14 protein-coding genes are annotated in these 13,406 nt (G+C 40.4%); 9 read left to right on the top strand and 5 right to left on the bottom strand.

What is annotated here, in order from left to right; all coding sequences use genetic code 11:
• Positions 1–168: 168 nt before the first annotated feature.
• Both ACOCD9_RS12830 and ACOCD9_RS12835 read right to left on the bottom strand, forming a co-directional pair.
• Positions 169–1,083 carry a PhzF family phenazine biosynthesis protein gene (locus ACOCD9_RS12830; protein ID WP_287701815.1) on the bottom strand — a complete coding sequence of 305 codons (915 nt, stop codon included), beginning with the start codon at positions 1,081–1,083 and terminating at the stop codon, positions 169–171.
• A gap of 214 nt (positions 1,084–1,297) precedes the next feature.
• Positions 1,298–1,771, bottom strand: a complete 474-nt coding sequence (locus ACOCD9_RS12835) for a hypothetical protein (protein ID WP_287701817.1) — start codon at positions 1,769–1,771, stop codon at positions 1,298–1,300.
• Positions 1,772–1,832: 61 nt separating this feature from the next.
• Here ACOCD9_RS12835 and ACOCD9_RS12840 point away from each other — a divergent pair, with 61 nt between their 5' ends.
• From ACOCD9_RS12840 to ACOCD9_RS12865, 6 genes are all read left to right on the top strand, one after another.
• The gene (locus ACOCD9_RS12840) at positions 1,833–3,152 is read left to right on the top strand and encodes an aminopeptidase P N-terminal domain-containing protein (RefSeq protein WP_287701819.1); all 1,320 of its coding nucleotides are present in this window, start codon (positions 1,833–1,835) and stop codon (positions 3,150–3,152) included.
• A gap of 118 nt (positions 3,153–3,270) precedes the next feature.
• Complete coding sequence (locus ACOCD9_RS12845) at positions 3,271–3,834, top strand: Uma2 family endonuclease (protein ID WP_287701821.1); 564 nt, start codon at positions 3,271–3,273, stop codon at positions 3,832–3,834.
• A 23-nt stretch (positions 3,835–3,857) separates the two neighbouring features.
• Positions 3,858–4,424, top strand: coding sequence for a Uma2 family endonuclease (locus ACOCD9_RS12850; protein WP_287701823.1), 567 nt, complete (start codon positions 3,858–3,860; stop codon positions 4,422–4,424).
• 14 nt (positions 4,425–4,438) lie between these two features.
• Complete coding sequence (gene ligA / locus ACOCD9_RS12855) at positions 4,439–6,457, top strand: NAD-dependent DNA ligase LigA (protein WP_287701825.1); 2,019 nt, start codon at positions 4,439–4,441, stop codon at positions 6,455–6,457.
• Positions 6,458–6,732: 275 nt separating this feature from the next.
• Positions 6,733–8,307 (top strand): pentapeptide repeat-containing protein, encoded by a 1,575-nt coding sequence (locus ACOCD9_RS12860; protein WP_419547695.1) that lies wholly within the window; start codon positions 6,733–6,735, stop codon positions 8,305–8,307.
• A gap of 19 nt (positions 8,308–8,326) precedes the next feature.
• Positions 8,327–8,710 carry a hypothetical protein gene (locus tag ACOCD9_RS12865; protein ID WP_287701829.1) on the top strand — a complete coding sequence of 128 codons (384 nt, stop codon included), beginning with the start codon at positions 8,327–8,329 and terminating at the stop codon, positions 8,708–8,710.
• A gap of 86 nt (positions 8,711–8,796) precedes the next feature.
• Here ACOCD9_RS12865 and ACOCD9_RS12870 read toward each other — a convergent pair whose 3' ends face one another.
• Together ACOCD9_RS12870 and ACOCD9_RS12875 are read right to left on the bottom strand one after the other, a co-directional pair.
• Complete coding sequence (locus ACOCD9_RS12870; RefSeq protein WP_419547698.1) at positions 8,797–9,642, bottom strand: DUF2442 domain-containing protein; 846 nt, start codon at positions 9,640–9,642, stop codon at positions 8,797–8,799.
• Between the two features lie 2 nt (positions 9,643–9,644).
• Complete coding sequence (locus ACOCD9_RS12875; protein WP_233256324.1) at positions 9,645–9,917, bottom strand: DUF4160 domain-containing protein; 273 nt, start codon at positions 9,915–9,917, stop codon at positions 9,645–9,647.
• 166 nt (positions 9,918–10,083) lie between these two features.
• Here ACOCD9_RS12875 and sppA point away from each other — a divergent pair, with 166 nt between their 5' ends.
• Both sppA and aroH read left to right on the top strand, forming a co-directional pair.
• A complete protein-coding gene (gene sppA, locus ACOCD9_RS12880) occupies positions 10,084–10,905 on the top strand; it encodes a signal peptide peptidase SppA (RefSeq protein ID WP_104398235.1) in 822 nt (273 codons plus the stop codon).
• 68 nt (positions 10,906–10,973) lie between these two features.
• A complete protein-coding gene (gene aroH, locus ACOCD9_RS12885; protein ID WP_287701834.1) occupies positions 10,974–11,375 on the top strand; it encodes a chorismate mutase in 402 nt (133 codons plus the stop codon).
• A 16-nt stretch (positions 11,376–11,391) separates the two neighbouring features.
• Here aroH and ACOCD9_RS12890 read toward each other — a convergent pair whose 3' ends face one another.
• A complete protein-coding gene (locus ACOCD9_RS12890; protein WP_287701836.1) occupies positions 11,392–12,285 on the bottom strand; it encodes an alpha/beta fold hydrolase in 894 nt (297 codons plus the stop codon).
• Between the two features lie 58 nt (positions 12,286–12,343).
• Between ACOCD9_RS12890 and ACOCD9_RS12895 the strand changes: the two genes are divergently transcribed.
• Positions 12,344–13,192 (top strand): alpha/beta fold hydrolase, encoded by an 849-nt coding sequence (locus ACOCD9_RS12895; protein WP_419547701.1) that lies wholly within the window; start codon positions 12,344–12,346, stop codon positions 13,190–13,192.
• Positions 13,193–13,406: the final 214 nt, after the last annotated feature.

The raw sequence follows: 13,406 nt of genomic DNA on the forward strand, positions 1-13,406 counted from the left end.
TTTCAAATATTTTGAGTATAAATACTCTATATACTCACTTCTCTGCGATGCAGTCGCACTCGCGGGAGCGCATTTTGTAGCTTGCTTAAAGCTTTGTTTCTGTCTGTATCACTTGTTACTTTTTAAAATGAGAATTGCTGATAACCAGCTACTTATATCGCTTTTTGTTTACCCATCGGGAATTATCATCTTACCCTGGCAGACCAGAACTGATGCACCACCCACAGAAACTTCCGTAATTTTACGGTTGTTTTTCTGAAACTTTAATTGTATGTTGCTAGGTCTGCCCATTTCCACCCCTTGGATTATCGTCCATTGATTCATCCCTTCCCTAGAAGATTCTAAAGCCCCTAAGTAACCGGCCAAAGCGGCCACAGCCGAACCGGTGGCGGGATCTTCCATAACTCCTAAACCGGGGGCAAACATTCGGCCATAGAGACGAGATAGGGGAGATTCTGGGTCAAAACAGCAGACAAAAAGGGAATTAGCGGGGGATTGACCTAATAATGATGACCAGAGAGTTAGATTTAGTTTTATTTTCCCTAAAATATCTCGATTTTTAACGGGGATGAATAAAAAAGGGAGACCGCAGGAAAAGGCGCGGGGGGAATAACCGGGTAAGAAATCGGCAACGCTTAGGGAAAGAATCACCGCTAAATCATCGAGAGCATAAGTATCCGTCACTAATTCTGGCAATTGTGCCACTTTTAACTCACTATAGACCGGTTTTTCCCCCTCCATGAGAATTTTTACCGGTACTAAACCGACTCCTTCCTCTAGATAAATCGTGGTTTCTTGGTAGGGGGGAATAGCGCCGATTAGGGCTAAAATATAGGCTGTGCCGACGGTAGGATGGCCCGCAAAGGGTAACTCGGTACTGGGGGTGAAAATCCGGACTTTTTTAGTGCCTTGGGGTGTTTCTGGCGGAAAAACGAAGACTGTCTCCGAGAAGTTAAATTCGGCGGCGATTTTTTGCATCTGGGTGTGGGTTAATCCAGACGCTTCCGGAAAAACCGCCAGGGGATTACCACCAAAAATGCGATCGCTAAAAACATCGGCGGTATAGTAGGAATAGGTAGGCACGCGGGGGATAGGGCAACAGTTATCGGAGAATTTTTTTATCTTACACCTATCTTCACCTCTGACCGCCCCCCGGTTGTCTGTCTAGGGATAGATACTCCTTGTCAGTCCTGTTAGTCTTTGTTGACTAAGAAATAATGAAAATACAGAGTTTTTCCCAAAGATAAGGTATGTCTTGAATCGTCTCGGAGTCTCCTAATAACTGCTATAGACTCTACTACTTATTCGGTTCTAATCTGGCTAATAAACTGACTAACTTATCTCTGACGGAATTGTGGGTGTATTCGTCTTCAGGGTGAGGTTTTTGATGGGGTTTTTGAAAATAGGGACGTTCTCCGTATAATTGTCCCCATTTCACATCGACTCGGTGTACTAATTCATAGAGTAATTCTTGATTGTCTAAAATTTCTTCTAGGATTAACTCTAAAGCTTGAACGGGATTATCTAAATTTTGACTGACTTTTGTTAATTCTTCATCAACGATAAGCTGTAAAATTATCTGCAAAGCTCCCGAAGAATCCCCTAAATTAGCGGCAATAAACTGTTTAATTTCAGTCCTTACCTGCACTAATTTGGGGACAGGAGATTCCCCTTTGAGGAAATCCGCCCCCTCTTGAGCGATAAAATCTGCTAGGGTAAACTCGCGCCTTTCGATGATATCTTGGGAAAAATCCGGTTCTTCAGGGGTCATAAATTAAAAATATTAGCGATAATAGACTCTAGGACTTATTGTGACATTTTTAGGAATATCTATGGGCATCGATCGCAGAGAGTTTCAACACCGTCGTCAGCAGGTAATGGAAAAAATCGGCAATGGAACCGCAATTTTTCGCAGTGCGCCCATGGTGGTCATGCACAATGACGTAGAATACACCTATCGTCAGGATAGTGACTTTTTTTACCTGACAGGATTTAATGAACCGGAGGCGGTGGCGATTTTAGCACCCCATCACCCCGAACATCAGTTTATCCTGTTCGTACAGCCAAAGGACCCGGAAAAAGAAACCTGGACAGGCTATCTCCACGGTGTGGAAGGAGCAAAGGAGATTTTTGCTGCTGATGAGGCCTATTCTATCGAAGAATTGGACGAAAAATTACCTCAATATCTCGAAAAAGCCGATCGAATTTATTATCATCTCGGCCGGGACAAAACTTTTAATACAACTGTTCTAAAGCACTGGCAAAAATTAATCGCCACTTTTCCCCGTCGCGGCACTGGACCGACTGCTTTAGAAGATACTAATTTTATTCTCCATCCTTTGCGCTTACTGAAAACCGAGGCCGAATTGGACAATATTCGCAAAGCAACTGCTATTTCAGCACAGGCACATAATCGGGCCAGAGAATTTACCAAAGTTGGTCACTACGAGTATCAAATTCAAGCGGAAATTGAGCATACTTTTCGCCTAGAAGGGGGTATGGGTCCTGCTTATCCTTCTATTGTTGCTAGTGGTGCTAATGCCTGTATTCTGCACTATATCAACAATAATCGCCAAGTACAAGAAAATGAGCTTTTGTTAATTGATGCCGGTTGTGCCTACAATTACTATAACGGTGATATTACCCGCACTTTTCCCGTTAATGGTAAATTTACCCCCGAACAAAAAATTATCTACGAAATTGTTCTGGAAGCTCAACTAAAGGCGATTGAAGTGGTAAAAACCGGTAATCCTTATAATCTTTTTCATGACACAGCCGTGAGGACAATTGTGGAGGGATTAGTAGATTTAGGGCTATTGGTCGGCGACATTGATGAGATAATTAAAGAGGAAAAATATAAGCCTTTTTATATGCACAGAACTGGTCATTGGTTAGGATTAGATGTCCATGATGCAGGAGGTTATAAAGTTAACGAAGAAACTTGGCAAACTTTGCAGCCTGGTCATGTTTTAACCGTGGAACCCGGTATTTATATCGCCCCCGATATTAAACCGGCTGAAGGACAGCCGGAAGTGCCAGAAAAATGGCGGGGTATCGGTATCCGTATCGAAGATGATGTGTTAGTTACTGCCACAGGAAATGAGGTTTTAACTGCAACGGTTCCCAAAAAAGTTGAGGATATCGAATCTTAAGTAAAAAGCTAGGTGTTAAAAATTGTCAGTTCCCCCCTAACCCCCTTATTGAGGGGGGATTAAAGGCAATATCTATCCTCAAAAAGGAGATTAAATTAAGTTTTTTTTAGAGATTATTATGGTTGCTACCCAACAAAAAATATATACCTTTACAGAATATTTAAATTATCAGGACTCCACAGATAATAAATACGAATTATTTAACGGAGAATTAATTTTTATGCCTCCCGCTAGTGGCTTTCATGCTTTGATACTTAGATATATATTTAAGGTGTTGGAAAGGGAAATAGAGAGGCTACAATTAGACTGGCAAGTTATGCCTGCTACCGTGGGAATTCGCACCGATAAAGCTAAATCGAGAGTTCCAGACTTAATGATTTTAACTGCCGAACAATGTCAAGAGATTAGAAATATGACCACAGCAGTGATTGAATTTCCTCCCCTCTTAGTTGTAGAAATTGTTAGCCCCGGTAATGCCGATGATGACTACCGTTATAAGCGTTCAGAATACGCAGTGAGAGGCATTCCTGAATACTGGATTATCGATCCTATGTCCCTAAAAATATCGGTTTTAACCCTGATTTCGGGATTTTATGAACTGGCAGAATTTAATCAGGAAGATAGGATAATATCGGTGACATTTCCTGATTTAAAATTAACTCCTCAAATGGTCTTTGAATAGTAAAATCTTAGCTGGAGACTTTTATGATTGCTACCCGACAAAAAATATATAGCTTTGCAGAATATTTAAATTATCAGGACTCCACAGATAATAAGTACGAATTATTTAACGGAGAATTAATTTCCATGCCTCCCGCTAGTGGCTTTCATGCTTTAATTCTTGCCTTTCTTTATGATTATTTAATAGCAGAAATTAAAAGATTAAATCTAACTTGGAAAGTTATGCCCGCTACGGTGGGAATTCGCACCGATAAAGCTAAATCGAGAATCCCAGACTTAATGATTTTAACTGCTGAACAATGTCAAGAGATTAGAAATATGACCACAGCAGTGATTGAATTTCCTCCCCTCTTAGTTGTAGAAATTGTTAGCCCCGGTAATGCCGATGATGACTACCGTTATAAACGTTCAGAATATGCGGTAAGAGGCATTCCTGAATACTGGATTATCGATCCTATGTCCCTAAAAATATCGGTTTTAACCCTGATTTCGGGATTTTATGAACTAGCAGAATTTAATCAGGAAGATAGGATAATATCGGTGACATTTCCCGATTTACAATTAACTCCTCAAATGGTTTTTGCCCAGTAGCATTATTAACGATTATGACTATCCCCTTAGAAATCCAACAACGTTGCCAACAACTAAAAACAGAACTACAAAGGGCCAGTTATGCTTATTATGTTCTTGATGATCCTTTTATACCCGATAGCGTTTATGATCAACTTTATCGGGAATTAGAAGACATAGAAAAGCGTTATCCCCAATTAATCACCCCCGATAGTCCCACCCAAAGAGTCGGAGATAAAATCTCTAGTCAATTCGTTTCTGTCCGTCATAATATTCCCCTGTATAGTCTCGAAAATGCCTTTAACCTCGAAGAATTAAATAAATGGGGCAGCCGTTGGCAAAGATATATAAATGAAACCCAAGACACGGAATATGTGTGTGAATTAAAAATCGATGGTTCCGCTTTAGCTTTAACCTACGAAAACGGCTTTTTAGTCAGAGGTGTTACCAGAGGGGATGGAGTCACCGGCGAAGATATTACCCCCAATGTGCGGACAATTCGCTCTATTCCTTTACGCTTAAATATAGATAATCCCCCGGCAATTGTGGAAGTGCGCGGCGAAGCTTTTTTACCCCTCGATACCTTCGATAAAATCAATCAAGAAAGAGAAGAAAAAGGGGAATCTCTCTTTGCTAATCCCCGCAATGCGGCAGCAGGAACCCTACGACAATTAGATCCGAAAATAGTTGATAAAAGACGCTTACAATTTTTTGCCTATACCCTGCATTTAGACGATAACCATATCACTACTCAATGGCAATCCTTAGATAGATTAGAAACCATGGGATTTCTGGTTAATCCCCACCGTCAACTCTGTCCATCCCTGCAAGAAGTGGCGCAATACTATCAAGATTGGCAAGAAAAACGTCATCAATTAGCCTACATGACCGATGGTGTCGTAGTCAAAATCAACGATTTACAGCGACAAAATCGCTTAGGATTCACTCAAAAATTCCCCCGGTGGGCCATCGCTTTAAAATATCCTGCCGAAGAAGTCCCCACGGTAGTTAAAGATATTATCGTCAATGTGGGACGCACCGGCGCGGTTACACCCATGGCGGTGATGGAACCGGTACAGGTAGCAGGAACCACCGTACAAAGGGCTACTTTACATAATAGCGATCGAGTGGCCGAATTAGATATCCGCGTCGGTGACACGGTAATTATCCGCAAAGCGGGGGAAATTATCCCGGAAGTGGTGAGAATCCTGCCAGAATTGCGTCCTAGCCACACCTTACCCTTTCAGATGCCCACTAATTGCCCTGAATGTCAATCTCCCCTAGTCCGTCCGGTGGGGGAAGCGGTGACGCGCTGTGTTAATAGTTCCTGTCCGGCGATTTTGCGGGGAAGTGTGGTACATTGGGCCAGTCGCGATGCTCTCGATATCCGGGGATTAGGGGAAAAAGTGGTAATTTTGCTGATTGAACAGGGATTAGTTACCGCTATTTCTGACCTCTACAGCCTCGAAAAAACGGAAATTGCCAAATTAGACCGAATGGGCGATAAATCCGCCTTAAATTTGATTACAGCTATGGCTCAGAGCAAAAATCAAAGCTGGTCGAGGGTACTTTATGGGCTAGGGATTCGCTATGTGGGCAGCGTTAACGCCAAAATTCTCGCCGAAAGTTTTCGGACTGTGGAGGAGTTAGCTAACGCCAGCGTGACTGATTTAGCTTCTGTCTATGGTATCGGTGAAGAAATCGCTCAATCGGTCTATGATTGGTTTAGAATCGAGGCTAATCGGGATTTAGTCGCTAAATTACAGGCGGCCGGTTTACAATTTGCCGCAGCAGCAAAAACCACCACCACAAAAGCGACTTTAGCAGGGAAAACCTTTGTCATTACTGGCACTTTACCAACTCTCAAACGGGAGGAAGCGAAAGAATTAATCGAAAAAGCCGGGGGGAAAGTGACGGGTTCTGTCAGCAAAAAAACTGATTATTTAGTGCTAGGAGAAGCGGCGGGTTCTAAGCTAGAAAAAGCCCTAGAATTGGGCATTACTCAGCTAACTGAAGCACAATTACTCGAATTAATCGAAGTCGAAAAAGTCTAGTCAAATCTGGATTATTTCATTAACATAAAAGACAAGTTCATCCTTAAAAAATATCAACCAAACTGGGCGATAAACTTGATTTAATCTAGAAACAAACTCATCAGATAAACAGTCAATTTTTAAGGACGATAAAAGTAACATTATATTAAGTAAATGTCTCTAGTTAAGGACTTTCTGCTATTCTAAGGAATAGGTATATAGTGCTAGTCCTCACGGATATTCAAACTCTCTCTAACTTTTTATAAAAATAACATAAATAACAGGGGTTTATATTAATGATAACTTCAGAGTTGGCTTCTTTAATTATCGGCATTGAAGAAAATGTGCGGACAGAGAGCGAATATTATGGCAAGCTGGTCGAATGGCGAGAAAAATATCAAACATGGCATTATGGAATTAGCTTATCGAACACGCATTTCTTTAGTTTAGGAACTCTAGAAAAACAAGAACTGCAACTCCTAAAACGCCACGATATTCGTGATTTTGACCTAAGAATTCTTCCTGATGTTAAATCACCCTTTGAAAGCGACGAAGTTATAGAACGACTTAAATATGCTTTGAGATGGTTACAGGACTTACCAGACAATTCACCTAATAAGACAATCACAGGTAAGGAATTGGCTTTTCGGATATTGACAGGCAATCCAGATTATGAATATTCTGGAGATACAAAACCAATTTCCCCCGACCTAAGTTATGAGGATTATTTAAAGCAAGTTTCACCGAAGCTTCAACATAGCAAACTTGGAGATTTTTTGGGCAATCGAAAAATTTTGCCGTACATATTCTTGTTTTTGTTTGCCTTTTTAATAGTTGTTGCAATTGGTTTAATAAATGATGGTTATGGGTTCGTCACTGATATGCCCTGGCTAAGGGGGATACTTCCATTATTATTATTACTACTTATTATCGCTAATGTAGCGATAGTATCTAACTGGATATCAAATTTTAAATGGTCGGGCTTTCAGAAAAAAAGCTTTTGGGATTGGCTACAATTATTGATAGTACCTCTAATGTTAGCCCTGGGCGCTTTCTATCTGAATTCTGCAGCCGACTTTAGAGATTATCAAATTGCACAAGAGCGAAAACAGCAGGAAATTTTGACTGATTATTTTTCCAAAATGCAAGGTTTAATTGTAGAGACAAAAAAAATCAAAGAAACATCAGGTTATACAAAATTACACCCAAAGGATGAGGCAGCAAGGCTGTTACCAGAATTTAGATCAACTGCTCAAGCTTTAACTCTCTCTGTTTTAGAACAATTAGATGGCAAACGTAAAGGAAAAGTTATCATTTATTTGGCTGAATCACAGTTAATTACTGTTGATAATAACAAGCTATCTACTCAGCCAGAAATTAAATTAGATGGAGCAAATCTCGCAGGTATGGTATTAAATAATGTTGATCAAGTTATGGTGGATAAAAAGCCATTAGGAATAGCAATTACTGGGGCAGATATGACAGACTCTACTATTAAGAGTGTAAGATTATTTGTGGATTCACAGCTAGGGCGATCCGATTTTAGTCGAGCAAATCTAACAGATGTTTATTTCACTAATGCTAATATGTCGCTGGCAAAATTTTTTCAAGGTACAATTAATGTAAATTTTGATGGAACTATTTTAAAGGAAACTATCTTTGATGGTGTTAGACTAGAAAACGTAGTATTTAATCCAGCAACTAATTTCGATTATGCTTGTTTTACCACCAGCACTACATTTTATAATACCAATCAATTCGGTAATCTACTAACGAAAGATATTTTAAAAGAGTTAAAAGAAAAACGAGATATTTCTATTAATCTAGAAGCTAAAACTTCTCAAGACTGTAAGCGTCAAATTAAAACCTAATAAACAGGGATCAAATAGTATGAATAATCGAGAGCGTTTAATCCTAACAACTTTAATATTAAGTATTGGTCTTGCTGGCCAAGTATCTTCTCAAACTGCTTCCTATGGGGTTGTTTATGGTTCAGATCGAGGCATTCAACAAGCACAATGGGAAATAGAACAACTGTCTGGACGATTACCGCAATATCGAAACCAAAATTATTTATTTAAACGAGGAGAATATTATGTGAGTGTCATCTTATTCCCAACCAAGCAAGATGCTGATAACGCTCTACCAATAATAGAGAATGAATATAAAAGAGGCTCATTTGTCAGACCTCTTAACGATTGGTGTCCCAATTGGAAAAACCCGAAAAAGAAAGATAAAGAAAGTGGCATAAGCTATTATGACTGCGGAAACTGAAAATAAAAAATGCTTGTCAGAAAAACTAGGGTGATCGAGGAATGATCGCCCTGCATTTATTTTTATGTTTGCTTGATAAATAAGCTCTAAGATTGGAGCAAATCTACGGAAGTATTATCGATTAACCCAGCAACAGCATTAAGATAATCATTAAGTTCCATTTTGTGAGCTTGGGCAAATAAATTAAGGGTTTCTACCTTTGTTCCTTCTCCCTGTTCAATGCGTCTCACTTGACGCTCGGATACTCCTATAATATCTGATTGTCGCAGTTGATGCTGTTTGCGTAAAGAGGCAATCGCTCGACCAAAAATCTGATCATGTTTTAATTTAATCGCTGCAAACTTTTGTTTTGCTACTGGTTCAATCACACTCAAAAAAGCCTCTATATCAAGATGAATATCCACGACTGGCCAATGAATATAACTACCATCTTCTGCTATAATAAACTTCTCTCTTTCTTCTAGAGGAATACGCTGTAAAGCTGGCATAGATGCAAAGGGAATTTCTAGATCATTGAGATCACAGCGACTGATTAATAAACTTTCCCCAATAACTAAAGCTGTGGCGATTAAATGCTCTTGCGCTCCCCAAATCCAAGCATTAATTACCCTTGTCGGTAAAGTAAAATCTCGATAAACGAGGGTATTTCGCAGGGTGCGTAAATTGGCCTGTTTAAATAGTTGCGGCAAGCAGATAGAATCAATGTCTGCTCGGATAAAAAGACCTCGCAGATGATGTTTATCATTAGCATTTCTGGCAATATCTGACACTGCTTTTAAACTGGCCAAAGAAGTACAAATAAAGATGTTTTTTAAAGAATCAATATTCTTTAAATCTGGTAAAGAAAGAATCTGCACAGATTGAGACTCTGGCAAAAAATTATAAATTTCTTTATCCTCAATTATAACAGTAATTTCTGGCTTATTTAACATGATTAATTACCCTGCGTACAGACTTTTGCCTCCCATTCAATCAGGAGCGCAGAACGATTGGCTAAAACGTGGTCGAGTATTTGCTTTTTTTCCTTACTAGATATTTTGGCATTGGCGGGCCATTTCACCTGAAAATTTAGACCATTTTCTTGATTACAAAGTAAGAAAAAAACTCTAATTTCCCATTGGCCCGGTTTACGAACATGAAAATGAGGTGGCCAATGATCGTGAGAATTGAAAAACAGATCTAAGCCATCTAAATTAAAGGATTCCACCTTGCCCAAATGTTCACCTCGCCTACCTCAACTCTGGTCACTTAATGCTATTATACACTTAACCAGACATTTTGTCCTTAAATTCTGAAATATAATGTCTGCTTAACCTAGAACGATCAAAGCGTTAGATTAGAAAGAGTCCTTTTTTGAGAGATATTTAAACCTGATGGTCTGGCCTTTTAAACCGAAAACCCGCAAACAAATCGCTCGAATAGAAATTACAGGTGCAATTGCCTCCGATACCCGCAAAAGGGTCTTAAAAGCCCTAGAAATCGTCAAAGAAAGGCAATATCCCGCCCTACTTCTCCGCATTGACTCCCCCGGGGGAACCGTGGGGGATTCCCAAGAAATTTATGAAGCATTGAAGCGGTTACAAAAAAACACGAAAATAATCGCTAGTTTTGGCAATATTTCCGCCTCTGGCGGCGTTTATATCGGTATGGGGGCTAATTATATTATGGCTAACCCCGGCACGATTACCGGCTCGATCGGTGTTATCCTGAGGGGGAACAATCTGGAAAGATTGTTGGATAAGGTGGGAGTTTCGTTTAAAGTGATTAAATCGGGCCCTTATAAAGATATTCTCTCCTTTGATCGAGAATTAACTGATGAAGAAGAAAGAATTCTTCAGGATATGATCGATACCAGTTATCAGCAATTTCTGCAAACCGTCGCCGGAGCGAGAAATTTAGATGTCAATCAGGTGAAAAGTTTTGCCGATGGGCGCATTTTTACCGGTCAACAGGCGTTAGAATTAGGAGTCGTTGATCGCTTAGGAACCGAGGAAGATGCCCGACTTTGGGCGCTAGAATTGGCAGGATTACCCCCAGATAAAACTAAATGTCAGACTATCGAAGAACCGAAACCCCTCCTTAGTCGTCTGACGGGCAATCGTTCCCAAATACCCCCAGGATTACAAAAAACCCTACAGCGTCTAGAATTTGAATTGGAAGTTAACGGACAACTGTTGTGGTTATACCGACCCTGATGACCAGATTAAAGTCGAGAAAAAGGGCGCGTTAACCCCTAAAATTGACTCATCAGGATTAGCGGAGGATGACAATCGTGCAGTGGAAGGTTCGAGCCATTCGGGGAGCAACGACGGTAACGGTTAATACTATTGAAGCTATACGAGAAGCAGTAACAGAACTCCTCGAAGCGATCGAAATTCACAATAGTCTCGATCCCGATGATATTGTTAGTATTATCTTTACGGCAACTCAGGATTTAGACGCGATTTTCCCCGCTGCTATCGCTCGCGAACGTCCCCATTGGCAAAATGTCCCCCTCCTCGATGTGCAACAGATGCAGGTCGCTGGTAGTCTAGAAAAGTGTATTCGCGTAATTCTCCACGTTAATACTCCCAAACTACAAGGGGAAATGCAGCACGTCTATCTCCGGGGGGCGAAAAATCTTCGCCCCGATTGGCAGATTTCTCCAGTAACTATTAATCGCTAAAATCTTCCATAACTGACTAAATCCCCATTTCCGACAGCCAACTCAAAATTAATTGATTAACTTTTTCGGGATGTTCATCGTGGGGACAGTGACCAGCTTTGGCAATCGGATAAAATTGGGTATTATTTCCCATTTTAGCTCTTTCTTGGTAAATTACCGAACCGGCGATCGGTGTCCAAGGGTCATCCTCTCCCCAGAGTACCAATAAAGGGCGATCGATTGGCGGTAATAATTCCTGGGGAGAAGGTCCGGGGGATGCTGTCAACACCGATGCGAACACTCCCCACGCACCCGCATCACAGGAGGGTTGATAGAGAATTTCGACTAATTCCTCGGTAATCGCGGTATGATCCCGATAAACCTGTTTTAAAGTGTTACGGATGCGATTTTTCTGCCTTACCTGTTCAAAAATAAACTTTCCTGTCACGGGAGAACTAACTAAACCGGTAAAGGCAGCCATGATTAAACGCAAAGGGAAATTTAATTCTTCGGGACGATGGTTTAATCCTCCGGCACAGTTGATAATTACTCCTCCGGCAGTGATTTCGGGAGATTCTGCCATCAGCATTAAGGCAATCAGTCCCCCGATGGAATTACCAATAAATACGGTCGGTTTTGCGATTTTTTCCCGCCAAAAGTCTTGTATTTGCCGCTGCCAAAGGTTGAGACTATAATCTAAAGCGGGCTTATCCGCACCCCCAAATCCCAAGAGATCTAGGGCATAGACTTGATAGCCATTTTCCGCTAAAACGGGGATATTTTTGCGCCAATGACCGATAGATGCGCCAAAACCGTGAATTAAGACTAGGGGTTGTCCTTCTCCCCGCACAGTGTAGGGGATGGTGTGACCTTGCCATGTCCAAGACAATTGCTCTAAGCTAGTCGCAGTGATCGGAGATTGTAGTGCCATTGTATGAAGTTTTATTAAGTGATATTTAAATTATAGAGTAAAAATCAGCCGAGAATTTATGCCACAACGCCGGACTTTTACCAATAACTCGATGACAATTTCCTATTTACAATGGAGCGATCGAGGTATCCCTCTACTATTATTGCATGGCATGGCGGATCATGCTTTGGTTTGGTCAAGTTTGGGCGATTATTTAAGCTCAAATTATCAAGTTATTGCCCCAGATTTGCGGGGACATGGGGAAAGCGGTAAACCCGCAACCGGTTATCACTTTCAGGATTATATCGGCGATTTAAGGGCTTTAATTAATCATTTAGGTTGGACGCAAGCACATATTTTAGGTCATTCTTGGAGTGCTAAAATAGCGGCAATTTGGGCAACTCAACAGCCAGAAGTATTTAAGAGTTTAATTTTAGTCGATCCCTTTTTTATCGATAAAATGCCTAGTTGGATTAGGATAACTTTTCCAATTCTCTATCAAGTTTTGCCCTTTTTAAAGATTACTCGCTCCTTTGATAGTTATCAGAGCATAGAAGCGATCGCTCGTCAATTAAAACAATATAAAGGTTGGTCAAATCTACAGCAAGAGGTGTTTAAAAATGCCATCGAACAAAAAGCTGATGGCAGTTGGAGCGGTAAATTCACTTTATCGGCACGCGGGGAAATTTTTGAGGATGTCATGGGGTTTGCCGGATTAACTAAAACTTTAGATATTCCCAGTTTATTAATCCTTCCTCAACAAGGATTAAATCGCACTACTTGGCAAATTCAATCCTATAAAAAGTATTTAACTTCTCTAGAGATTAAAAAAATACCGGGTAATCATTGGGCATTTTTAGGGAAACCTGAAACTTTTAATCAAGCGGTGGCTGAGTTTTTATCTGTTCGGGAAAATGACGATGTTTAATTAGAAGGTAATTGAGCTAATTTTAAGCTGGATTACGCTGCCCTAAGTAGGTAGGTATTAAAAACTTTCAGATACCCCCCTTATCAAGCTGTCCTTTAGTCACATCTTTCTTAACATTTCAAACCTTTGTAGCACAAGGCTTTCAAGACTCGGTTAACAATCTGTAATATTCCTTGTTGACACCCTTACTGACAAGGAAAAAACTGAAATCAAG

Source organism: Microcystis sp., from assembly GCF_048564745.1.
Taxonomy (GTDB): Bacteria; Cyanobacteriota; Cyanobacteriia; order Cyanobacteriales; family Microcystaceae; genus Microcystis; species Microcystis ichthyoblabe_A.

Bases quoted from the DNA above. Each gene is read 5' to 3' on its own strand.
- ACOCD9_RS12865 (WP_287701829.1), top strand. From the start codon at position 8,327: ATGAATAATCGAGAGCGTTTAATCCTAACAACTTTAATATTAAGTATT.
- ACOCD9_RS12860 (WP_419547695.1), top strand. From the start codon at position 6,733: ATGATAACTTCAGAGTTGGCTTCTTTAATTATCGGCATTGAAGAAAAT.
- sppA (WP_104398235.1), top strand. From the start codon at position 10,084: ATGGTCTGGCCTTTTAAACCGAAAACCCGCAAACAAATCGCTCGAATA.
- ACOCD9_RS12870 (WP_419547698.1), bottom strand. From the start codon at position 9,642: ATGTTAAATAAGCCAGAAATTACTGTTATAATTGAGGATAAAGAAATT.
- ACOCD9_RS12840 (WP_287701819.1), top strand. From the start codon at position 1,833: ATGGGCATCGATCGCAGAGAGTTTCAACACCGTCGTCAGCAGGTAATG.
- ACOCD9_RS12850 (WP_287701823.1), top strand. From the start codon at position 3,858: ATGATTGCTACCCGACAAAAAATATATAGCTTTGCAGAATATTTAAAT.
- ACOCD9_RS12895 (WP_419547701.1), top strand. From the start codon at position 12,344: ATGCCACAACGCCGGACTTTTACCAATAACTCGATGACAATTTCCTAT.
- aroH (WP_287701834.1), top strand. From the start codon at position 10,974: ATGACAATCGTGCAGTGGAAGGTTCGAGCCATTCGGGGAGCAACGACG.
- ACOCD9_RS12890 (WP_287701836.1), bottom strand. From the start codon at position 12,285: ATGGCACTACAATCTCCGATCACTGCGACTAGCTTAGAGCAATTGTCT.
- ACOCD9_RS12845 (WP_287701821.1), top strand. From the start codon at position 3,271: ATGGTTGCTACCCAACAAAAAATATATACCTTTACAGAATATTTAAAT.
- ACOCD9_RS12835 (WP_287701817.1), bottom strand. From the start codon at position 1,771: ATGACCCCTGAAGAACCGGATTTTTCCCAAGATATCATCGAAAGGCGC.
- ligA (WP_287701825.1), top strand. From the start codon at position 4,439: ATGACTATCCCCTTAGAAATCCAACAACGTTGCCAACAACTAAAAACA.